The 23,983-nt window shown below is 43.0% G+C and carries 20 protein-coding genes; 14 read left to right on the top strand and 6 right to left on the bottom strand.

Features of this window, described 5'->3' with window-relative positions; all coding sequences use genetic code 11:
- Positions 1-195 precede the first annotated feature (195 nt).
- From ACFOSV_RS02645 to rplS, 4 genes are read left to right on the top strand one after another with little or no spacing between them, the layout of a single operon-like run.
- Positions 196-885 (top strand): 30S ribosomal protein S16, encoded by a 690-nt coding sequence (locus ACFOSV_RS02645; protein ID WP_377903113.1) that lies wholly within the window; start codon positions 196-198, stop codon positions 883-885.
- 14 nt (positions 886-899) lie between these two features.
- Entirely contained in the window at positions 900-1,430 is a 531-nt protein-coding gene (rimM, locus tag ACFOSV_RS02640; protein WP_377903111.1) for a ribosome maturation factor RimM, read from the top strand.
- A gap of 3 nt (positions 1,431-1,433) precedes the next feature.
- Positions 1,434-2,138: a tRNA (guanosine(37)-N1)-methyltransferase TrmD gene (gene trmD / locus ACFOSV_RS02635; protein ID WP_377903109.1), complete on the top strand. Its 705-nt coding sequence runs from the start codon at positions 1,434-1,436 to the stop codon at positions 2,136-2,138.
- A gap of 56 nt (positions 2,139-2,194) precedes the next feature.
- On the top strand, positions 2,195-2,560 hold the full coding sequence (gene rplS, locus ACFOSV_RS02630; protein WP_377903107.1) for a 50S ribosomal protein L19: 366 nt from the start codon (positions 2,195-2,197) through the stop codon (positions 2,558-2,560).
- A 208-nt stretch (positions 2,561-2,768) separates the two neighbouring features.
- On the opposite strand, the gene ACFOSV_RS02625 is transcribed toward rplS, so the two are convergent.
- From ACFOSV_RS02625 to ACFOSV_RS02615, 3 genes are all read right to left on the bottom strand, one after another.
- On the bottom strand, positions 2,769-4,313 hold the full coding sequence (locus ACFOSV_RS02625; RefSeq protein ID WP_377903105.1) for a DUF1254 domain-containing protein: 1,545 nt from the start codon (positions 4,311-4,313) through the stop codon (positions 2,769-2,771).
- Positions 4,314-4,319: 6 nt separating this feature from the next.
- Positions 4,320-4,580 (bottom strand): hypothetical protein, encoded by a 261-nt coding sequence (locus ACFOSV_RS02620; protein WP_377903103.1) that lies wholly within the window; start codon positions 4,578-4,580, stop codon positions 4,320-4,322.
- Between the two features lie 83 nt (positions 4,581-4,663).
- On the bottom strand, positions 4,664-5,944 hold the full coding sequence (locus tag ACFOSV_RS02615) for a DEAD/DEAH box helicase (RefSeq protein ID WP_377903101.1): 1,281 nt from the start codon (positions 5,942-5,944) through the stop codon (positions 4,664-4,666).
- A 251-nt stretch (positions 5,945-6,195) separates the two neighbouring features.
- On the opposite strand from ACFOSV_RS02615, the gene gltX reads away from it, so the two are divergent.
- The 9 genes from gltX (at position 6,196) to ACFOSV_RS02570 (ending at position 19,188) form a co-directional block, all read left to right on the top strand.
- Positions 6,196-7,734: a glutamate--tRNA ligase gene (gltX, locus tag ACFOSV_RS02610; protein WP_377903099.1), complete on the top strand. Its 1,539-nt coding sequence runs from the start codon at positions 6,196-6,198 to the stop codon at positions 7,732-7,734.
- Between the two features lie 10 nt (positions 7,735-7,744).
- A complete protein-coding gene (locus tag ACFOSV_RS02605) occupies positions 7,745-7,942 on the top strand; it encodes a hypothetical protein (protein WP_377903097.1) in 198 nt (65 codons plus the stop codon).
- A gap of 76 nt (positions 7,943-8,018) precedes the next feature.
- Positions 8,019-10,610 (top strand): carboxypeptidase regulatory-like domain-containing protein, encoded by a 2,592-nt coding sequence (locus ACFOSV_RS02600; protein ID WP_377903095.1) that lies wholly within the window; start codon positions 8,019-8,021, stop codon positions 10,608-10,610.
- A gap of 45 nt (positions 10,611-10,655) precedes the next feature.
- Complete coding sequence (locus ACFOSV_RS02595) at positions 10,656-13,430, top strand: carboxypeptidase-like regulatory domain-containing protein (RefSeq protein WP_377903093.1); 2,775 nt, start codon at positions 10,656-10,658, stop codon at positions 13,428-13,430.
- Between the two features lie 35 nt (positions 13,431-13,465).
- Positions 13,466-14,131, top strand: coding sequence for an outer membrane beta-barrel protein (locus ACFOSV_RS02590; protein WP_377903091.1), 666 nt, complete (start codon positions 13,466-13,468; stop codon positions 14,129-14,131).
- 117 nt (positions 14,132-14,248) lie between these two features.
- Entirely contained in the window at positions 14,249-15,385 is a 1,137-nt protein-coding gene (bshA, locus tag ACFOSV_RS02585; RefSeq protein ID WP_377903089.1) for an N-acetyl-alpha-D-glucosaminyl L-malate synthase BshA, read from the top strand.
- 108 nt (positions 15,386-15,493) lie between these two features.
- Entirely contained in the window at positions 15,494-16,120 is a 627-nt protein-coding gene (locus ACFOSV_RS02580) for a sterol desaturase family protein (protein WP_377903087.1), read from the top strand.
- A gap of 36 nt (positions 16,121-16,156) precedes the next feature.
- Positions 16,157-16,981 (top strand): NAD(P)-binding domain-containing protein, encoded by an 825-nt coding sequence (locus tag ACFOSV_RS02575; protein ID WP_377903085.1) that lies wholly within the window; start codon positions 16,157-16,159, stop codon positions 16,979-16,981.
- A gap of 92 nt (positions 16,982-17,073) precedes the next feature.
- Positions 17,074-19,188, top strand: a complete 2,115-nt coding sequence (locus ACFOSV_RS02570) for an outer membrane protein assembly factor BamB family protein (protein ID WP_377903083.1) — start codon at positions 17,074-17,076, stop codon at positions 19,186-19,188.
- 57 nt (positions 19,189-19,245) lie between these two features.
- Here the strand turns inward: ACFOSV_RS02570 and ACFOSV_RS02565 are convergent, their stop codons facing one another.
- A complete protein-coding gene (locus tag ACFOSV_RS02565; RefSeq protein ID WP_377903081.1) occupies positions 19,246-19,842 on the bottom strand; it encodes a DinB family protein in 597 nt (198 codons plus the stop codon).
- 30 nt (positions 19,843-19,872) lie between these two features.
- Entirely contained in the window at positions 19,873-20,367 is a 495-nt protein-coding gene (locus ACFOSV_RS02560; RefSeq protein WP_377903079.1) for an acyl-CoA thioesterase, read from the bottom strand.
- A gap of 178 nt (positions 20,368-20,545) precedes the next feature.
- On the opposite strand from ACFOSV_RS02560, the gene ACFOSV_RS02555 reads away from it, so the two are divergent.
- The gene (locus tag ACFOSV_RS02555; protein WP_377903077.1) at positions 20,546-23,575 is read left to right on the top strand and encodes a VPS10 domain-containing protein; all 3,030 of its coding nucleotides are present in this window, start codon (positions 20,546-20,548) and stop codon (positions 23,573-23,575) included.
- Positions 23,576-23,588: 13 nt separating this feature from the next.
- On the opposite strand, the gene ACFOSV_RS02550 is transcribed toward ACFOSV_RS02555, so the two are convergent.
- Positions 23,589-23,966, bottom strand: coding sequence for a hypothetical protein (locus ACFOSV_RS02550; RefSeq protein ID WP_377903075.1), 378 nt, complete (start codon positions 23,964-23,966; stop codon positions 23,589-23,591).
- Positions 23,967-23,983 lie beyond the last annotated feature (17 nt).

Raw genomic sequence — 23,983 nt, 5'->3', positions numbered from 1 at the left:
AATCAAGGTTATCTTCATAAACCTTCTGTTTCAAAGTTTGCAACTGAAAGGATTGGCTCTTCAAGATTAAAGAAAAGCCTCTTTCTCTGCAAATATTTTTCGGTCAACTTATGGCATTCCAAGGATTTAGCCTATCTTTGCACTCCAAAATTAGGATGGACGTGATCCATCCGCTCACTAAATACATTATAATATATGTCAGTAAAAATCAGATTAGCACGAAGAGGTAGAAAGAAAATGGCTATCTATGACGTGGTTGTCGCTGATGCTAGAGCTCCACGAGATGGACGCTTCATCGAAAAGATCGGGACGTACAATCCCAACACAGACCCTGCATCCATTAACATCAACAATGAGCGCGCTCTTAAATGGTTGTTGAATGGAGCTCAGCCTACAGATACTGTGAAAGCGATGCTTTCTTACAGAGGAGTAATGCTGAAGAAACACCTTCAAGTTGGTGTATTGAAAGGTGCAATCACCCAAGAGCAAGCAGACGCGAAGTTCGAGGCATGGTTGTCAGAGAAAGAAACTAAGATTGCTGGTAAAACAGACAGCATCAACAAGGCTAAGCAGGATCTTCGTGATAAGGCTTTGGCTGCTGAGGCTGCGAAAAACCAAGCAAGACTTGACGCTATCCAAGCAAGAGAAGACGAAGCGAAAGCTGCTATTGCTGCCGAAGAGGCTGCTGCCGCTGCCGCCGCTGCTCCTGCTGTAGAAGAGGCTCCAGTTGCCGAAGCTCCAGTAGAAGAGACTCCTGCTGTAGAAGAGGCTCCTGCAGAGGAAACTCCAGTTGCTGAAGCAAAAGCAGAAGAAATTCCTGCTCCAGAAGCTACTGAAGAGAAAGCTCCAGAAGCATCTTCTGAAGAAGGCGAAGCAAAAGCTTAATTCTATAAATTAACATGAACAAGGATCAATGTTTTCAGATCGGATACATTTCCAAAGTTCATGGATTGCGTGGTGAAGTGACGGTGGTTTTGGATGTTGATTATCCTGAGGAATATGAAGACATCGAGCACCTTTTCATTGAGCAGAAATCTAGATTAACACCTTTTTTCTTGGAGCATTTCGTTTTGCAACCCGGGAACAAGGTATTAGCGAAGTTTGAAGAGTTGGATAGCATCGACGCGGTGACACCACTCATTGGAGCAGAATTATTTCTCCCTTTGACTTCTCTTCCGAAACTAGACGATGATCAATATTACTACCACGAATTGGTCGGATTTGAGGTCTTTGATGAGACCAAGGGTTTGATCGGGAAAGTAGATCAGATTTACGATCTGCAGACCCAAGACCTCCTCGGGGTGACTTATCAGGGTAAGGAAGTACTGATACCAATTCAGGACGGAATTATCCAGCAAGTTGAAAAGACAGCAAAGAAAGTTTACTGTCAATTACCCGAAGGTTTACTTGACATCTATCTGGAAGACTAAAGCATGCATATTGACATCATCAGCGTAGTGCCAGGATTGCTGGAAGGGCCTTTTTCCCATTCCATTCTGAAAAGAGCGGAGGATAAAGGAATAGCCAAAATCCAGCTTCACAATCTACGCGATTTTGCCACAGGCAAGCAAAAACAAGTCGACGACTACGCCTTTGGCGGTGGTGCAGGAATGGTAATGATGATCGAGCCAATCGCCCGATGCATAGAATCACTTCAAGAAAAGCGCACATACGATGAAATCATCTATATGACGCCAGACGGAAAGCGATTTGATCAACCCATGGCCAATGCACTTTCACTACAGCAAAACCTCCTGATCCTTTGTGGTCATTACAAGGGAGTGGATGAGCGAGTGAGGGAGCGATACATCACCAAGGAGATCAGTATCGGTGACTATGTCTTATCAGGAGGAGAACTCGCAGCAGCCGTCGTGGCAGATGCAGTGATTCGACTGATCCCAGGTGTACTCAATGACGAGACCTCGGCGCTTACGGACTCCTTTCAGGATGACTTGTTAGCTCCTCCGGTTTACACCAGACCCGCTGAATATGAGGGAATGAACGTGCCGGAAGTCTTGCTCTCAGGGCATGAAGCCAAGATAAACGAGTGGAGGTTTGAAGCATCGGTGCGCCGAACCAAGGAAAGAAGACCAGACCTGATGGAAAAGTCTCCGACCAAGGGAAGCGATAACCAATAAATATTAATTTTAATAAGTCCTGCGGGACCAACAGCGAAAGCATAAAACATATAGCTATGAGCGATCTAATGAAAATAGTAGAAGCGGAATACAGCGAAGCAAGAGCTAAATTCCCTTCATTCAAAGCCGGTGATACCATCAACGTACACGTACGAATCAAAGAAGGTAACAAGGAGCGTATCCAGCAGTTTCAAGGAACTGTGATCCAGCGTAGAAACCCAAACTCCAATGGAGAGACCTTTACAGTACGAAAGATTTCTAACGGAATCGGTGTAGAGCGTATCTTCCCAATTCTTTCTCCATCTATCGAGCAAATCGATCTATTGAGACAAGGTAAAGTGAGAAGAGCTCGTCTATTCTACTTGAGAGGACGTCAGGGTAAAGCTGCTCGTATCAAGGAGAAAATCCGCGTGAAGCACTAAGAGCAATTGCTCTCAAAGAAAAAAGGAACCTATTGCTAGGTTCCTTTTTTTGTTTTACTCTAAACCCACTTACTATAACTCATCAACATAAAAGAGCCATCATGGGGCGCGATGATTTTCTATTACTTTAAAGTAAATGATATCTAAACTAATGATGAATGCGTAGTTGGATTTATAGTCAAACCTCTAATTAATGGGCGTCATACTATTATTCAACCAATTGAAAATCCCCTGGCTTCCAACTTTTATCAAACCAAGGCTCTAATGGACCATAAAGCCGTAGTAAAACGCTAAAACTCTTATTTGGAATGGTCTGGATCCAATTTCCTTCATGACCTTCCGGAGCTGAGGGCCCAAAATAAATTGTATAGGAACCATCTTCATTCGGTTTCATGTCAGGATTATTACTGTCTAAACCTGCTAATTTTTGATCTGTCTCTAACATAGATCGGTGCTGATTTGAATACACCATAAATGACCAGAAATTATTTATTGGAATCGGGGAAGGTAATGTTACACTGTATGTTTTCCCTCCATCAAGATATTCTCCTTTACTATCCTTTACAGCTAGCCCGTAAGCAGATCCTGAACCCACCTTTGGCCTGGCCATTGCAGGAGTAATCCCAGTTGCCATATAATGGAAAAAAATCCGATCGTCTAATACTCGCTCCCCGTTATTTTCGAAGGCGTAACTCAATCCGGCAAAGGGAGACGTCCATTGCCGATCCTCGTAAAAATAGACACTCTTTTTCCGGGGAGAATAACTCAATACTCGGGCTGAGGCATTCCCTATGGCCACTCCTTGCTCTAACAATTTTTTCATTCTCGCGTCAGGATCGAAAGGCTGTCCCTTTTTTATTCCAATAGCTGCAAATTGACCAACTAACTCAGGGTCAAAAGCATCTGCCGGCTCGTATTGGATGACTGCATTCAACTCTTCAAAGAATCTGAAATTATTCGCATGCACCGTATTAAACTGCACTCCCGAAAGATTCTTAAATACTTGAGGTGTTGGGTTTCCTGCTTCTGCCAAGGGATAACTATGATAACCACTTTTTACAGCCTCCGCAGTACCTTTAAGATCTCCATTTACAACAAATGCTCTAAAGAATAATACGTTGCGATAAGTAGGAGTCCTTGCTACAAAATAGCCTTCGGGAATATCACCTTCATAATCGCGATGAACAAAAAGGTATTTACCACCTTTCCCTTGATCAGGGCCGGTCAGACCCAAATCTACTACCCAACGGAAGTATGCATCATCCACAGGTCCTAACACCCCAGGAGGTACTTCAACCACAATGGGTCCATTTTTCACATCAATTTCGGTTACACAATACATGGTAGTTGAATTGGGTGTTAGAAATAGTGTACGAGCATCCATCAATTCTTCGAAAATTCCCAAATCACCAGGTTTCAAACCGGCTTCTTTAAATCCTTCAAGAAGTGCGTAAACTGAAGCAGCAGGAATTCCATTTAGAAACGCTTCAGCGGATCGGGAAACATCGAGAAAATCATAAATTTTCTCGGTAGTTTCTTTTGTTGGAGCACCATCAAAAAACGTTAGATCTCCAAGAAGGTCAGTTGAAACCAAATCTGGAGTTTCTACATATTCCGGTACATTTGCCGAATACTTGGGAGAAGTCCCAGGCACCTTTTTACTTTCCGAATCAACCGTAGTCTCTGTTGTATCTCCTTGACAGCCGGAAAATAGGATAGCCGCCCCAATTATAATAAAATGTATTTTTTTCATTTCTGTCTATTTTTTTGGATACCAAATCTTTGAAGTACCGATAGTGCCATTAAACTTAAATAGCGCTACATCAAAATAATCAAAAGATATCGGACATCCTAGATCAACGCCAAAGTCCAGACAGTCATTTGCTGTAAACGTCAGTGGAGGGGTTAAGGGTACTCTACCCTGAGCAACTTCTTTTCCATTTACCTTTAGTACCACATCCCTAAGAGAACCTCGCTGAGGAGTAAATCCGTGTGAAGCACTAAGAGCAATTGCTCTCAAAGAAAAAAGGAACCTATCTCTAGGTTCCTTTTTTTTGTTATATACCTTCTTGAAAGACTTGCACTTTCAAGGTGGAGAATATTTTAATGTCTCCCTTTTTTGGGGCCTCTCCCATCTCTTCCGGGCTGATTTCCTCGCTTTTTATTTTTAGCTGCAAAAAACTCTTGCTTCCGCTTTATTTTCTCCTTTTCAAATTCCTTTTTCTCCTGTGCCGTCATCGGCTTCTCGGTCTGAGGAAAAGGATTGTCTCGGATGACTTCAATCCGCTGATTGATGAGCTTTTCGATATCCTTGACAAATACATTTTCCTCTGGCTCGGCAATCGAAATAGAAACCCCTTCTCCACCTGCTCTGCCCGATCTTCCAATTCGGTGAACGTAGGTTTCTGAGATATTCGGAATGTCGTAATTGATCACATATCGGAGCTTATCAATATCGATCCCACGTGCAGCAATGTCCGTGGCGACCAATACGCGAACCTGACCATCCTTGAACTGCTGGAGCGCCTTCTGCCGTTGATTTTGGCTTTTTCCACCGTGAATAGCGGCTGACTTGATCTTTTTATCTCGAAGAGATCTATCTATTCGATCGGCGCCGTGCTTGGTCTTCGCAAACAAAAGCACTTGGTCCATTTCTTCATCATCAAGGATGTGAAGGAGTAAATCCTTTTTGGTGGACTTATTGGTATAGTAAAGATATTGATTGATAGTCTCCGCGGTGGAGGATACTGGACTTACTTCTACTTTCTTGGGATTATGTAGAATTTTTCGTGAAAGCTCTACGATATTATCTGGCATAGTCGCGGAGAAAAACAAAGACTGTCTTTTGGAAGGAAGCTTCGCGATGATCTTTTTAATATCATGAATAAATCCCATATCCAGCATTCGATCTGCCTCATCCAATACAAAATATTGGATGTCCTTCAGACTAATATATCCTTGACTCATCAAGTCTAATAAACGACCAGGAGTAGCTACTAAAACATCTACGCCTTTGCGTACTGCATCTGTTTGTTTTCCTTGATTGACCCCACCAAAAATCACCGTATTTCGAATACCGGTATACTTGCCATAGACTGTCAAACTCTCGCCAATTTGAATGGCCAACTCACGCGTAGGAGTGACAATCAAACCACTGATTTTGGGAGACCGCTGATTTCGCTCGCGATCGAGATAAAGGTGCTGAAGTATTGGAATGGAAAAAGCTGCTGTTTTACCTGTCCCTGTTTGGGCGCTGCCTAGGACATCATGTCCTTGAAGTACGAGTGGGATTGCTTTTGCCTGAATAGATGTGGGTTCAGAATAATTTTGTTCTTTGAGAGCCTTCAAAATCGGCTCAATAATTTCTAGATTTTCAAATCGCATACTTGATTTTTTTTGCCGACTCAACTTTTTGAGAATGGCATAGTTGCTTGTAAGTCACAAAGCTAACCCAGTATTATGGTTATTTCACCGTATTGTCATTTTAATCCATGTAATGCTCTCCCAAAAGCTCAAAACAAGTGAAATAAACCATGGCATAACGGCTTTTGCCCATTCCTTATCTTACAAATCCCTATCTTTGCACCTCGTAAACTAAAACCAGACCGGAACCCCGGATTTTGCCAAAATACCACATGGAAAGAGAAGTACGCGTACGTTTTGCCCCATCCCCTACTGGGCCTTTGCACATTGGCGGTGTTCGCACTGCCCTATACAATTACCTTTTTGCAAAAAAACTGGGAGGGAAATTCCTTCTCAGAATAGAAGATACTGACCAGGGAAGATTTGTACCCGGAGCAGAAGAATATATTAAAGAATCTCTAGAATGGCTCGGCATTCAACCCGACGAAAGCCCATGGAATCCGGGAAAGATTGGTCCCTACAGACAGTCCGAGAGAAAAGGTGACTACATGCAGTACGCCTTGGATTTGGTAGAAAGAGGGCATGCATACTACGCTTTTGACACCTCCGAAGAACTGGAGGCTATGCGGGAGCGACTGACTGCAGCCCGCGTAGTGCAGCCTCAATACAATGGTATCACTCGGACTCAAATGAAAAATTCATTGACGCTTCCTGCAGAGGAAGTGCAGGCCAGGCTGGCCTCAGGAGATCCCTACGTCATCCGTGTGAAAATCCCGATGAAAGAAGAAGTTCGGCTCAATGACATGATCCGCGGATGGGTGATGGTTCACTCCTCCACATTGGATGATAAAGTATTGATGAAGTCTGATGGAATGCCGACGTATCATTTGGCCAATATCGTAGATGATCATCTAATGGGAATTAGCCATGTGATCCGAGGTGAAGAATGGCTTCCTTCTGCCCCATTGCATGTATTGCTTTACAAGTTTTTTGGCTGGGAAGACACCATGCCACAGTTTGCACATCTTCCGCTTTTACTAAAGCCTGACGGCAATGGTAAGCTATCGAAGCGAGATGGAGACAAGCTCGGCTTTCCTGTTTTCCCGCTCAATTGGGTAAACCAGCTAGATGGAGACACTGCCGCAGGATTTAGAGAGCAAGGATATCTACCCGATGCTTTCTTGAATTTCCTGGCTTTTCTAGGCTGGAATCCAGGGGATGAGCAAGAGATTTTTTCCAAAGAGGAATTGATCGAAGCATTTAGCATAGAGCGAATCGGCAAATCAGGGACTAAATTTGACATCGCGAAAGCGAAATGGTACAACGAACAGTACATCAAGGTAAAATCTGATGCCGAGCTCGCGGAGTTTGTGATTGCGGAAGCAAATAAAGAAGGAATAGAAATCTCTCAAGAAGTGGCCGAAGCGGCAGCTAGGCTCACCAAAGAGCGTGTGACTTTCCCTCAGGACCTCTGGAAAGAGAGTAAGCTTCTGGTTGTGGCTCCCACCACTTTTGATCAGGATGTCGCTGGCAAGCGGTGGAATAAGGACGCAATCAAAGTTTTGACCAAATACACAGACTTACTTTCAGGTTTTTCAGGCGATTTTGATCCCGAATCAGCGAAAACTTTGCTTGGGGAAGCTGCCGAGGTAGAAGAAATCAAGCTAGGGAAAGTCATGCAGGCGGTACGTCTAGCTGTGACAGGATCTGGTGCCGGTCCGGATTTAATGCAGGTTTTTTCTATTTTAGGTAAAGAAGAAGTAGCCAAGCGAATCAAATTTGCTTTAAGCGAGTTAAAATCTATAGATTAATCCCATACCCATGACAAAGAAAAAGAAAAGCAAAAAAGAAGATCCAAAGGTTCATGAAGAACTCAAAGGATTCAAAATGGAAATCAATTCCTTTGGCGAGATTTCCTCCTCTTTTTCTATTGACAAAATCAATGAGTTCTTGAATAAAAACGTCGAGGACAAGAAGCTGAAGGATCGTGAAGATTTAGACGAAGAAGACAAGGACTAAACTTTTGACTATTTAACTTAAAAAGCTCTTGAATTGGAGCTTTTTTTAATATCTTATTCGACTAATCAATTCATTCATGGTAAAGGCTTTTTTGACCGCTTTTTTCTACCTCGGCTTTTGTTTTAGTTTTTGCTTAGCCCAAGAATCAATTTTCTCAGGAAAAATTATCGATTCTGTCACTGGAGATTATATTTCCGGTGCTCATGTATTCATCCCAAATACCAGCTATCAGACCTACAGCGATAGCACAGGTACATTTATTCTTCCAGATTTGCCTCTTGGTTATTGGAAATTGAAAGCTTTTGCTTCTGGGTTTGAAATGAAAGAGCTGGAGCTGAGGCTGACCAAGTCAACCGAAAATATGGACATTTCACTGGAACCAAAAACAAGTTTTGCACCTATTCAAAAGAGTATTTCGGGCAAGAAGCTGGAAAAAACTGTAGCGCTTTTCATAGCCTCTTTTTTAGGAATAGAAGACCCCAAAAATTCACCCCACATTTCTTTAGTCAATCCTGAAGCACTGATTTTTGAAAACAAAGGAAAAGAAATCCAAGTCTCATCTGAGGAAGCTGTCTATTTTCAAAATTCTGAAACCGGATATTTGGTAACGACCTATTTTGAGCCATTTATCTTGGAAAAGCAAAACTTCAAGCCCGTAGCAGACTATGTCTATTTCGAACTTGATCCCAATAGCAAAGAAGACCGAGAAGCCATTCGAACAAAACAGCTTAGGCTTTTTGAAAATTCTGCGGAATATCAGATGATTCGGCTCTTGTCTGGTGAAACGGAAGCCTTTACCCCCGCACCACAACCAAAAGTATTCTATGGCGATCAACCGGGAGAATACAAGCTTACCTTTAACCAGCCCACATCGACAACTTTGCCCAATGGCCAGCAAGTTTCTTTTTCCTATACTGGAGAAGAGCTCGCTCTCAAATCCAATGGTGCTCCGGTCTTTCCCGACCAACTTAAAATCGATGGAGAAATCGAGCCAAATAGTCCCATTTTTTACTTACCCAGTAATTTTGAGGGAGAGAAAATTCTTCGCTTAAAAAATCTGGAAAAAACTGCAGAGGGATTGCAGGAACGCATCTATGTCCACACGGATCGAGGATACTATTGGCCGAATGAAAGTATTCTCTTCAAAGCCTATGTCCGGTACGGAAATGTGGCTTTTATGGACGATCTGAGTAAAGTCCTGCATGTGGAACTGCTCGATGAAAGTGGTTATCAGATTCTCCATCGAGTTTTCAGAATCGAAAATGGCCTAGCCACCGGTTTTCTAACCCAAGAAAAACCACTGACTAGAGGTAACTACATCCTCAAGGCCTACACCGCCTGGAGTACAAATTACGGCGATGATGGGGCATTTCATCAGCCCATTCAAATCCTAGATTGGGATGATTTCCCTCCTCAAACAGTCCTAGAGTCTGAGTCCACAGGAGTTTCTTTCTTTTCCAATAAGCAAAGCTATGGACCAAATGAAAAGGTTGTCTTGAATATCATGGCCCAAAACGATCAGGGAAAGCCCATAATCAGTAATCTATCCGTAGCTGTACTTGATCTGAATCAGACCCAGCCCTTCTGGGAGCCTCAAGGTATTTCTGAAGCATTAGCTTTACAAAAGCCTAGCCTTGATCTCGAATCCTTTGCTAACGAAAGTGAATTTGGGATTACGCTTGAAGGAATGGTGTACGATTTAGATCAACGTCCGATAGGCAGCGACGTCGAACTATTGATCAATGGATTGGAGGAAAAAATAGAATTAAAAACAGGGCCAGATGGAAGATTCATTTTGCCAGATCGCCAATTTGAGGGAGAATTTGAGATTGCTATGAAAGCTACATCAAGGGTGGGGCGAACTTCCAAGTCCCTCGAAATCCAGCCCTTTGGGGTCGACATTACCCTTCCTAGGTTTGACTATCCCAAGCCTGTGATTGCAAGTAATAATTTCTTATCCAAAGAAGAAATTGCTTCTGGATTAGGAATGGATGAGATTTTGATGGAAGAGGCTATAATAGAATCTACTCGTGAAAACAAAGTAGGGCCTATGCCTTATGGAACTCCAACCAACGTGGTGGATCCCTCTACATTGCAACTCAATGGAGATACCCAGCAGTTTCTTTTTTTACTTTCTTCACAAATCCCCGGTATGACTGTTAGAGGGACTCCCCCATCAGTGAGCTTCAGAGGAGGAGAACCTTTGGTCCTGATCAATGGAGTGCCTGCCGCCCAAGCTGGCACCCCAGTCATCAATGTCCTGTCTAGAATTAATGTTTTTACAATAGAGCGTGTAGAAGTTGTGAGAGGACTAGTCACCACATTAGGTGATCAAGGAAGAAACGGGGTAATTTCTATTATTACCAAAACCGGCCCAGCCTACGATGAAGCCATCATAGCGAATATGAATTCATTCCAATCTTTCAAATTTGAAGGATTCCCGTCCGCTGAAGAACTGAAAGATCAGATTGATGCTGCCAATAGGCCAGGTCAAATTCAGCGGCCAGTTTTGTATTGGAATCCAAATTTAGTGACCAAAGAAAGCAACCTATCTGAGCGAATTGAGTTTATGACAGGAAAAGTAGCAGGCCCCATGTGGATAGAAATTCGAGGAATCTCAGAATTTGGAGAGCCAATTTATGGGCGCTTCCTAATCAATGGAAATTAAACGAATATGAGCCTTGAAAGGCAGTGCTAAACCAAATACCATTCAATGAAAAAATCGCTTTTCAGTCTTGCCTTTCTCATTGGTCTTACATTTTGGGCACAAGCCCAAACAGCTCAAATCCAAGGAGTGGTAAAAGATGCAGAAACAGGTGAAATACTTCCCTTTTGTAATGTATTCATTAACAACACCACCATCAGCACCGCGACCGACATGGATGGAAAGTACGTTCTGGAGGGGCTGGAGCCGGGGCCTTTAGAGGTTAGCTTTTCCTATTTGGGATACGTGGCGGAAACCAAAACGGTAACTCTAACCGCAGGAGGATCACTGACGGTCAACCTCAGCATGAAGCCATATATCTCCGAGCTAAGCGATGTAGAAATCAAAGCTTCCAGAGATAAAGCATGGGAGCGGGATCTTCGGAAATTTAATAACCTCTTCCTTGGAAATGACCCAAATGCTGCACTTTCAGAGATCCAAAATCCGTGGGTAATCGATTTTGAAGAAGGAGAAGACAAAAACACTTTTGTAGCCAAAGCAGCCCAACCCATTGAAATTGTAAACAAATATCTTGGGTACAAAATCACTTTTGACCTCAAGGAATTTTTTCAAGCTCGGACCAATTATAAAATCTCCGGAGCTGCAAGATTTGAAGAACTAGAACCTACCTCAGACGCCCAAAAAGCTACTTGGAATCAAAATAGGGCAGACGTATACCGAAAATCACCCATGAATATGTTTCGGGCAATCGTCAAAGGCGAACAAGAGCAGGAAGGTTTTTTCCTCTACGGCGACAAACCTGGAGGTTCGCAAAACATGAATATGCGATCTGACATTTTTGCAAATGAACTTGGTAAATCGGTAGTACCCTATAAGCCGGATGATCTTGTAAAGAAAGCATCAGAACCTGGACAATACCTTATTCATCTCAAAGGCAGAATAGAAATCCACTACCAAAAAGGATACTCCCAAGTCAATACTTATGTGGATGCTCCTTACCCCGTTTCATGGCTTGAGGTGAACAAAGAGATGGTTCGTGTGAAAGAAAATGGCTTTATTCTCAATCCACAGGAGCTGGTTTTTTCAGGAGACATGGATCGAAAGCGAATATCTACTTTGCTCCCGCTAGACTATGATGCAGAAAAAGCTATACAGCTGCAAAATCTGGATAAAACAGCAGCCAATTTCCAAGAGAAAATCTATCTACATACAGACAAGCCCTACTATTACGAAGGAGATGAGGTCTTTTTCAAAGGCTATCTCAACTATGGCAATCCCTACCTTAGAAACGAACTCAGCAAGATTCTTCATGTCGAACTAGTCGATACAGCCAGAAACTTGATTTTAGATAAAAAATACGCTATTCGTGATGGGCTTGTCTTTGGAAATTTCACTTTGCCTGATTCGCTCAAAGCCCAAAAATACTATCTACGGGCTTACACCAACTGGACCAGAAATTATGGGCCAGATCACTATTATACCGCACCTTTGCCGGTACTGGGAATATATCAGCGCGTAGAATCCACCGAGACGAAAGCTCCCGCAAGTCCTAAAGGTGTCACTGTCTTATCCGATCTAAATACTTACGGTCCCAGACAAAAAGTAACCCTTACCGTCCAGACTAAAAATGAACAGGGATTGCCAGTCCCCGCTACTTTATCTGTGTCTGTACTGGACCAGACCCAAATCCTACCCATTCAAGAAAGTGTACCCATTGGCCCATCTCTTGCACTTGCAGAGATTCCAGAGTCAATGGGCCTGGATCGGTTTTCTTACCCGGTAGAATTTAGTATAAAAGAAGACTGGGTTCTTTACGATCAAAAAAATAAGACCACGGCTGGGACCGTCGTAGCCTTTGTGAATGATTTTGAAGGAATGGTCAACCTAGAAGCGAATCGTGATGGCGAGTTTGCCATGGAAGGAATGGAGTTTTATGGTAAAATGAAACTAGCCATGCAAGCGACCGACAACAAGGGTAAACCTGTTTCTAAAATTGAAAAAATAAATGCGCTGAGACCCCCCATGGCTTTCCCAGAAAACGCTTATTTCCCTAAAATCAAAACGGTATCTGAGCCAATCAGGGCTATAGAAATCGAGGAGGACGTTGAAGTCTTGGAAGAAGTCTTAGTGGAAGATAAAGGGACAATCGAGCGAAAAGCTATCTATGGAACACCAAGCTATGTGGTTACAGGTGAAAAATTGTTTGCTACGGGTAATGTAACCGACCTAGTCAATAGCCTGGCAGGCAATGTACCAGGCATGCGGGTGACCGTTGAGGGAGGAACCGGTAGGCAGCAAATCCGAATCCGGGCTGGAGCGGCATCCGTTTCCGGTAGCATGGAGCCTATCGTTATGCTCAATGAAAGCATCATGGTATCCTCACCGAGTAGTACAGCTGCAGATAATTTGAAAAGTATCAACCCTTTTGATATTGATCGAATAGAAATCGTCTCGAGAACGGTCTCGATGCTCGGAGACCAAGGGCGAAACGGAGTCATTGCGGTATACTTGAAAAAGTATGACCCTGATGCGCCTCAAGCCATGAATCCAACCGAAGCGAGTGGTTTTGCAGAGTTTGAAATTGAGGGTTTTGAACCTACTAAACCATTTTTCCAGCTGGACTATGCCCAAGAAGAAGATCAATCCTTTGAAGACAAAAGGCAAACACTCTACTGGAATCCATTTCTCGTCACTGACGAAAGGGGTAATCTCGAATTGACCTTTTATACCAATGAAATAGCAGGACCAATGACAGTTTACGTTCGTGGGTTGGGCTTGGATGGTCGACCGATCTCGGGTACATTTACCATCAATGCGAAATAATAGTTAGACCCGTTGGGCTTTCTTCAGTTTTAATTATGAAAAAATCGATACTCGGCTTATTCCTTTTACTAAGTACAGGGCTAGTTTCTGCTCAAACGAGTGTGGGAATCAGAGGTGGGATAGCTAGCTCCACTTACAATTATCTTCCCACGGCCGGGACACGAGGAGTTGAAGTCCCAGGTATCGGTGGTCCCACATTTGCCTTCGTGTTTGAGCATTTCAACTCAAAAAATGCTGGCATCGAAGTAAATATCCAGTACCTCCCAAGCGGCTTCAAACAAACTACCGATGATGAAGACAATCCACTAACCAACGAGACTCAATTGGATTATTTGAAAATACCCGTTCTGTCCAGTTTCTATATTGGAAAATCCGGCAGATTTCAAATCAAACTTGGCCCTCACTTTGGCTATTTGCTGAGCGCAAAAGATATAATCCGGGAATTTGAAGGAACCAATCCACCCGAACTCCCCACCTTTGGGGGTGCAGATGATGATCCTTCCAAGATTATGTATGGGCTTACCGCGGGAGCTGGCATTTCCAAGCTTTTTGGAAAGAGTACACTGGCAGCCGAAGCTCGCTTTGCTTTCGATTTTACAAACCCTGATGCTCAGGAGCGAGTTTTCGATATGAATTTCACAACTTTGGAATTTACTCTCGCTTATCTTTTCCAGATTAAAGACAAAAGGAAGCCCAACTAGACTTCCTTTTTTCTTTAAATCCTCGATTTTCGAAATACTTATCATAAAAATATTTTATTTTGAACAATTGAGGGCTTAATTATTGTTAGCACCTTATCTGGAAACATCCAAAGGGAAATGAAAATAGGAATTGTTTGTTACCCCACCTTCGGGGGAAGCGGTGTGGTAGCCACCGAGTTGGGTATTGGTCTAGCAAGACTGGGTCATGAAATCCACTTTATCACCTACCGTCAACCGACACGATTAGATTTTTTTAGTGAAAACCTATATTACCACGAAGTCGATATCAAAAGCTATCCGCTGTTCGAGCATGCTCCGTATGAACTTGCCCTTGCGAGTAAAATGGTGAGCGTAGTCAAATACGAAAAGCTTGACCTCCTCCATGTACATTATGCTATCCCTCATGCATCGGCAGCTTACATGGCCAAGCAAATCCTGAAAACTCAAGGGATTGAAATACCTGTAGTCACCACCCTTCACGGTACAGATATAACATTGGTAGGAAAAGATCCGAGTTACGAACCTGTGGTAACTTTCAGTATAAATAACTCGGATGGAGTCACCGCAGTATCAGAAGATTTGAGGAGGGAAACCCTAGAACACTTTGCGATCAATCGTGAAATTAAAGTGATACCAAACTTCATTGATCTTAAACGTTTCAAAAAACAGCGTAAAGAACATTTCAAACTTGCTATTTGCCCTCATGGCGAAAAACTTCTGGTTCATACATCAAATTTCAGGAAAGTAAAGCGCGTCCAAGATGTGATTCGTGTGTTTTTTGAATTACGAAAAGAAATGCCTGCCAAGCTCCTTCTTGTGGGAGATGGCCCAGAAAGAGATAGCATGGAGCGTCTTTGTCGAGAACTTGGAACCTGTGATGACATTCGATTCTTAGGGAAACTGGAAGCAGTGGAAGAGGTATTGTCCGTAGCGGATCTATTTTTGATGCCATCAGAAAAAGAGAGTTTCGGACTCGCAGCTCTGGAAGCTATGGCTTGTGAAGTGCCAGTGATCAGTTCGAATGCTGGAGGAATTCCAGAATTGAATCTAGATGGGGTTACAGGTTTTGTGTGTAAAATTGGAGATATCGAGGACATGACCGAAAAAGCCAAGTATATTCTGCAAGAGAAAAATCTTCCGAAATTTAAAGAGAACGCTCTTGCTCGAGCCAAAGAGTTTGATATCGCGAAAGTTCTCCCTCATTACGAGGCATATTACAAGGAGACCATCGAAGCTACACTTGCAAAAGCTTGATCAAAAACAGCTTTTTTTGCTCAGTTTTTTTACTTAAAAAAAATCTAAAACGGTATCTTTGTGTTGTGAAGGAGAAAAGGCCAAAGTGCTGATTAGAAAAATAAGAAGATGAAAAAAATAGGTAGACTGGAAAAACCTGACAATTTTGGTTCTGCAAAAATGTTCGATAATCCGCTCTTGGAGCGTATATCCAGAACCCATATTTCTATTCCTATTACGATGTTTTTAGGAATAAGTGTAGTATTGGAATACTATGCGATCACTACCACTCAGATCACCTGGTATATGGGTGTAGGTTTGTTTTTTGGGGGGCTGATAGGCTTCTCATTCGTAGAATACATGATGCACAAGTATTTCTTTCACATGGAGCCAAATACTCCGATGAAGGACAAGCTCCAGTATTCAGTTCATGGTGTTCACCATGATTACCCAAAAGATAAAGATCGTCTAGCGATGCCTCCATTCGTGAGTGCAGCATACGCAGCAATTATCTATCTCGTATTTAACCTTATTATGGGTGAATTTGCACTCTATTTTGTGCCAGGATTCCTTTTTGGATATGCAGGTTATTTAGCTGTTCACTATGTGGTGCATGCTTATCAGCCTCCCAAAAATTTCTTGAAAGTTCTTTGGGTAAATCATGCCATTCATCACTATAAGGATCCGGATGTAGCCTTTGGTGTGAGCTCTCCACTTTGGGATATCCTTCTAGGCACCATGCCGAAAAAAGACTAAGCAAGCCTCCCTTTGGGGAGGTTTTTTTTTGAGAAAATGAGAAAAATAGGAATCATAGGTTTAGGCTGGCTGGGACTTCCACTAGCCGAAAAATTGGCTCTAGAGGAATACCAAGTAGTGGGAAGTACAACCCAAGATTCTAAAGCAGAAGAACTCAGTAAAGAAGCTTATGGAGTGGTCACCTTAAACCTAAACCCACACCCGACAGGTAAAGGCTTTAATTCACTTTTCGAAACGGACACGCTTGTAGTAGCTTTCCCTCCTAAATCAAAATCTCAAGAAGCCGAATTCTATTTTCAGCAGCTCGCATTCTTGAAAAAACTCATTGATCAATCCAAAGTCAAGCGGGTGCTCTTTATTTCTAGCACCGGTATTTATCCCAAAGAAGCTAGAGCCTTCGATTATGATGAGGAGGATGAACTTTCTAAATCCAATGTGGGAAACCAGACCCTTTTGGAAGCCGAGCGAATCATCTCCGAAAAGCGCGCCTATGAATTGACTATCCTACGAATGGGTGGCCTAATGGGAGGAAATAGGATTCTCGGAAAATATTTCGAAGGGAAAGAAAATGTGGACGGAAGCAGTAGAGTCAACTACATCCATCAAATCGATGCGGTAAATCTTTGCCAGTGGGTAATTGAAGGAAATTACTGGGAAGAAATTTTCAACGGTGTGGCTCCCATCCACCCTGACAAAAAATCTATTCTTGAAAGAAATGCTGCAGATTATGGATTTACTCTTCCAAAATCATTTCTACAAAATGATCTTTCTATCCATCGAATTATATCTTCGGAGAAACTAACGGATTTCGGCTTTGAATTTGAATATCCAGACCCCTTAGATTTCCCTTACTCTCTGTGATTCTTTTCTTTCTGCACAAACTGCTTAGGCCACCGTCACAGAAATTCAAATCTAAAGCCCTATTTTAAGGCAGACAATAATTACTCTGTATCATGAAGAATCAGTGGCTATCCTTCATTTTTATAGTACTGGCAGTTAGCTGTCAACAAGCGGAAACAAGCATAGACTACACCGATTGGTCACATTATGGTGGACCAGAGGATGCTTCGCGCTATTCGGCTTTGTCCCAAATCACCAAAGAAAACGTACAAAATCTCTCGGTGGCTTGGACTTATCAAACTGGAGATGCCACCGAACGGAGTCAGATTCAGTGCCAGCCCATTGTGAAAAACGGCCTGCTTTATGGTTCCACACCTAGCCTTAATATCTTTGCTCTCAATGCCGCCACGGGTGAAGAAATCTGGAGGTTTGATCCCTTCGAAATACTCGGAGGTGAAAACTCATGGGCAGGAACTAACAGAGGAGTAAGTTACTGGGAAGATGGAGAAGATCGACGGATTCTTTTCGGTGCTGGAAATTGGCTTATGGCCGTGAATGCAGATACAGGAGCGCCAATATCAGATTTTGGGGATGGTGGAAAAGTGGATTTACGCAAAGGGCTAGATACTGAGCGTGAAGATTTTTTAATCGTAGCCAATGCCCCAGGCGTGGTTTACAAAGACTTATTAATCATCGGAATGCGGCTTTCAGAAGGTCTAGACGCAGCTCCGGGTCACATCCGTGCGTATGACATTCGGAGCGGTGAGCGCAAATGGATTTTTCATACTATACCTCTGGAAGGTGAAGATGGCTTTGAAACTTGGGATCCAAAATACATTTCTCAAATCGGTGGTGCGAATAACTGGGCTGGTATGACACTCGATCAAACACATGGAATCGTCTTCGTCCCTACAGGCTCAGCAACGTATGATTTTTATGGTGGATATAGACATGGGGATAATCTCTACTCCAATTCACTCCTCGCTTTAAATGCAGAAACTGGAGAACGGATTTGGCACTTTCAAGCCGTCCATCATGATGTATGGGACAGGGATTTCCCAGCAAACCCTAACCTAATCCGAATTCAAAAGGATGGTAAATGGATTGATGCCGTGGCCCAAATATCTAAGCAAGGCTACACTTATGTCTTTGATCGACAAACAGGGGACCCCATCTGGCCAATCACCGAAACCACCGTGCCTCAGTCCACTCTTCCTGGTGAAAAGACTTCTCCCACCCAGCCAATTCCTTCCCTTCCTGAGCCATTTATGAATATGGTTTTTGAAGAGAGAGACATGCTAAATCTAAAGCCCGAATGGACAGCAGACATTCAATCTCAGCTTGAAAACGCACTCTTGGGCGATACTTGGCTCCCACCAAATGCCGATCAGCCCATAGTCCTTTTCCCAGGAATGGATGGAGGAGGCGAATGGGGCGGTGCAGCTTTTGATCCAGAGACCCAGATTTTTTATGTAAATGCCAACCAGATCCCTTGGATCATCGGGATGACTCCCAATTCAAAGTTTGAAAATGTGGGACAATCTATTTACACCAATTATTGTGGAAACTGTCATGGTTTGGATCGAAAGGGAAATCCACCTGCCATCCCTTCCCTGATCGGACTAGAAGAAAAATATACCTTCGATTCCTTGGATTATCTCCTCCAGAAAGGACGTGGAGCCATGCCGGCATTTGATTACATCAGCAAGGAGGAGCTTTTGGTATTGATGGACTTTTTGCTCGGAAATCCTCCTGCTGACAACGACAAAAAAGAGCTTGAATCTGAAAAATCAGCGCTGTATCCACGCTACTACATGGATGGATACAAAAAGCTCACCACCAAAGAGGGTCTGTATGGAAGTAACCCTCCTTGGGGACTCCTGACCGCAATCGATATGAATACTGGGCTAAAAAAATGGCAAATTCCATTGGGTGAAATTGACTCCCTATCGGCGATGGGTTTTGAAGCCACAGGTACAGAAAACTATGGCGGTCCAGTGGTGACGGCCGGTGGCTTAGTCTTTATCGCAGCCACTAAAGATGAAAAAATTCGGGCATTTGATAAGGAGACCGGTGAGAAGCTTTGGGAGGCGAAACTCCCTGCCTCAGGACATGCGACTCCGGCTATGTATGAAATGAATGGCAAACAATACCTCGTCATTGCCTGTGGAGGTGGAAAAGGAACAAAAAGTGGTGATTCCTATGTAGCCTTCGCACTTCCTCATTAAATTCAATTCACCTTGAACCAAGCAGTCAGCGGATTGCATAGGGGTTGATCAACTGAGTTACTTTGCAGTTACTCCCGTCAGAACATTTACTTTTGGATTCATAGGGTTTCCAGACATGCGTCGAAGCATTACCACCTGACCCGTGTGGTAAATCGCATCAGCAATTGGGCCATTGATCAAGTTCCAAATGGGTAATTCCCTACGGAAATCTGACCCTTCAAAAACCATTTTCAACTTGGCCACATCGGCTTCGTCCTTTGCAGATAAGGCTTGACTCGCTTCGAGTAGATTTTCTAAAGTCCCATTCCTGAAATCCTCAAAGTCCATTCCCGATAGATCCTCAGGACGGAGATTGGGCTGATTAAGTGTGGTGTTGCGGATCGTTTGAGACAAACTGTAAATATGCTCTAAGGTCTGAAGGGTATTTCTAGATTCTGAGCTTGGGGTAAACTCAAGGTCGGATTGAGTCAACCCCTCCGTAGCCCAAAAAAAGCGATAGCCTAGTCCATCGATCATTCGAGCAACCATGTCACCGGAGTTGTACGTTGCTGCCGCAGCCGGAATTTGGGAATATGGAAGATTGTCAGTAGCGGATTGGCCAAAGGCAAAATTGAACAGGGAAATAAGGCAAAGAGTGGCAATTAATTTTTTCATAACTGTGCAAACTAATAGAATTTCCAATAGCTATTCATTAAAAAAGGGCCGCATCTCATTGTGTATATCTTCCCGCAATTGTTTCAGTCTTGTGGCATATTCAGCGAGCTTGATCTCTTGCTCCGTTTGTGGAGTCCAAGACTTCACCGGCTTGGGCAACCCATTTTCATCCACCGAGACAAAAATGATAATACAATGTGTTTTTTTCTCAAACTCCTTTTCCTCGAATCCTCTAGAATACACCTCCACCATAATATGAATACTTGTGCTTCCAGTGTAAATCACTTGGGCATCGACCTTGATCACTTCGCCGATATTGATGGGTTTATAAAATCGAATCCCTCCTACATACACAGTCACGCAATAGCCTTCTGCCCAAGTCCTTGCACAGGTATAAGCCGCCTGATCAATCCATTTCATTACCACTCCTCCATGAACTTTACCTCCATAATTTATATCGGAAGGTTCACTGATAAACTGGAAAGCGGTCTTGTGGCTTTCGGTCACTTTTGGGTTCGAATTCATTGCAAATCGGATTGTATTGTAGGTTCAAAAAGGAATAACTAGCTATGAAAGTACACAATTGATGAAAGCTTTCTTGACCTATATCAGACTAAAACAAGAAGAACTTTATCCGTTCCCATAAAAACTTTGTTATTTCAGGAGTTTTGGTCTTAACTTTTGCTATTAAAGCCATCCTTATATGTACAAAAAATTATTTTCCTCCAGCCTCTTTTTACTTCTTTCATTTGTTTCCTTCGGCCAAGACCTCGCCGACATTTTGGATTCCTATAAATTCAGAAATGTCGGCCCTCTGCGCGGGGGACGTGTCACTGCTGTAGAAGGCGTAGAATTAAAACCTGCTGTTTTTTATATGGGCGCTACAGGTGGTGGAGTTTGGAAAACTGATGACTACGGAAATTCTTGGGATAATATATCCGATGGATACTTCTCCACACCATCGATTGGGGCAATATCTGTCTATCAAAATGATCCCAAAATCATTTATGTAGGCACTGGCTCAGATGGTCTTCGATCAAATGTAATCACTGGTAAAGGAGTCTATAAGTCCATTGATGAGGGTAAAAGCTGGGATTTGATTGGTCTAGAAAAAACTGGTCAGATCGGTGCTGTGGAAATTCACCCAGAAAATCCGGATATAGTATATGTAGCCGCAATTGGCCAAGCCTTTGGGCATAATGAGGATCGAGGAGTTTTCAAAACCATAGATGGCGGAGCTACCTGGGAGAAAATTTTCTATCATTCTGACAGCGTGGGGGTATCAGATTTGGAGATGGCTCCTGATGATCCAAACACGCTCTACATTGGAGCTTGGAGAGGCTTACGAAAGCCATGGACGATCATTTCGGGATCTTCAGAGGGTGGAGTTTATAAGTCTACAGACGCAGGAAAAACTTGGATCAAACTTTCCAATGGACTGCCTACAGGGCTGACAGGAAAAATTGACTTTGCAGTATCTCCTGCCGATCCAGATGTGGTTTATGCAAATATCGAGGCATCTGATGATCAAGGAGGATTGTATCGATCCGCTGACCGAGGAGAGAATTGGGAATTTGTCTCAGACAATTCAAACCTAACTAATCGACCATTCTATTATACCAATATCTATGCGAATCCGAAGGATGCGAACACGGTTTACAATAATTCACTGCGCTTTTTGAGATCATACGATGGGGGAAAAACATGGAAAACCTTATCCACTCCTCATGGGGATAATCACGATATCTGGGTTAATCCTAACGACACAACCATTTGGATCCAAGCCAATGACGGTGGTGCAAACATTACACTAAATGACGGAAAGAGCTGGTCAACACAGTTTAATCAACCCACCGCAGAACTCTATCAAGTCGAAGTGGATGACCAATATCCATATTATTTATATGCTGGACAGCAGGATAACTACAGCACCATAGCTGTGCCGAGTAATCCTCCATTAAGTGTCCAAGCGGGCACGAATTCCTTCATCCTAAATACAGGAGGTTGCGAAACCGGTCCGGCAGTTCCGAAGCCCGGCGACCCAAATATTGTCTATTCAAATTGTAAAGGACGATTTGGTGTTTTCGATAAGCGAACTGGACAGGAACTTCAATACTATGTGGGAGCAAGTAACATTTACGGGCATAATCCAAAGGATCTTAAATTCAGATTTCAGCGAGTAGCTCCGATCCATGTTTCTCCGCATAATCCAAACAAAGTCTATCATACCTCGCAGTATGTGCATGTTACTTATGATGATGGCAAGACCTGGCAAATCATCTCTCCGGATCTTACCGATTTCGATCCTTCGAAGCAGATGGTTCCAGGATCACCGATCACAAGAGATGTGACTGGCGAGGAATATTACAGTACCATATATGCAATTCGAGAATCTTCCATCGCGGAGGGGGTGATCTGGGTTGGCTCTAATGACGGACCTGTTCATGTCACAAAAGATGGAGGTAAAACCTGGGAGAAGGTAACACCGGATATGCCCTCAGGAGGCCGAGTGGATGCTGTTGAGCCTTCACCACATGATCCGGCAAAAGCTTATGTATCAGTATTGCGCTACCAGCTTGATGACTATGCCCCATACATCTACAAGACGGAAGACTACGGTGCCACTTGGACACTACTCACTACCGGAGAAAATGGAATTCCAAATGATTATCCTACTCGAGTAGTTCGTGAGGATCCTGAAAAAGAGGGGATTCTTTATGCAGGAACAGAATTTGGACTATTTATTTCAATGAATGATGGTCAGTCATGGGAGCCATTTAAAAGTAATCTGCCTGTTACCCCTATCACCGATATCAAAATTCACGAAGACGACCTCGTGATGTCGACAATGGGAAGAGGTTTTTGGATTCTTGATAATCTAATCAGCCTACGAGGAGTCCAAGATCTAGGATCAAAGGACATTGCGCTATTTCCTATCAAACCAGCCGTGAGAAATGGAATGTCTGCTCGAAGTGAAAAAAATGGCCCTGAATACTTAAGGGATGGTGCTAGAATGGATTTTTATCTTTCAGATAAAGCGTCCAACCTAAGATTAGAAATTTTAAATGAGCGTGACGAATTGGTAAGAGTTTTTGAATCTGGCACCAAAGAGGAGGAAGGAGAAAACACAGAGCGGGATATGAGTACAGAATTTACGGGGATCCCTGCAGCTCAAGGTCTTCCAAACAAAGCTGGAATGAATCAATTTGTATGGAACATGAGACATCATGGAGGATGGAACAAAGACCCAAAAAGATCCTATACAGGCAATGGACCCATGGTGGCAACTGGCAAATTCAAGGCGAAATTAATTGCTGATGGTAACGTACTCGAAGAGGAATTTGAAGTGATTTTGGATCCTAGAATCACGCTAGTGACGGATGCCGATGTTGCGGAACAGGAAGCCTTAACCTTGGAGATTCGCGAATTTTCAGATGATGTCAATCGCTTGATTGCAGCGATGGAAGAGGAAAAGAAAGGACTCGAGTCGGCGATCGAACAAGAAAAATCTGCTCAGATGGAATCGAAAAAAACAAAACTGGAAGCCCTTTATTACCAATTGGTTACACCAGAAGGCACTTACATGCAGCCTATGCTACAAGATCAGACTAGATATCTGAATTCTATGCTTGGACAGGCTGACCAAAAGCCAGGAAAGGACGCCTATGAGCGACTCGTTGAGCTGAAAGAAACGTACAATGAAATCAGCAAAGAATTCAACAATCTGAAATAAAGATTAAGGGTAGCTAATCAGAGTTACCCTTTTTTTCTTCTTCTTTTTCTTTGGCCTTCATAGCTGTGACCTGCAATTTGATCAATTCTAGTTTATCAGCCGTTTGAGATTTAACCCTGTCGAGAAGTTCAATTTGATTTTCTACAACTTGAGACCTTCCCAATTCAATTTTCACAAGTCGCTCCAATTCCTTCAATCTTCTACCCTGAATTCTCTCCTGTTTGATATATTCCTGGAATAGCAACACGTGTAGACCTAGAATGCATGATAGCACCAATAAGGCCAAAATAATCAAAACAGGATTTTCAAAAAGGGAATTCAGCATTCGGAGAAAAGAAGAAAAAGCACGAGCCAAATGTAATTCACGAAGGCTTTCTTGAGAATAAGGCAAACGACCTATTCCTTTGA

The sequence above is a fragment of the Algoriphagus namhaensis genome (assembly GCF_042649705.1).
GTDB lineage: Bacteria > Bacteroidota > Bacteroidia > Cytophagales > Cyclobacteriaceae > Algoriphagus > Algoriphagus namhaensis.
The sequence above is the reverse complement of the archived record's forward strand: the minus strand, read 5'-3'. Positions and strand labels throughout refer to the sequence as shown.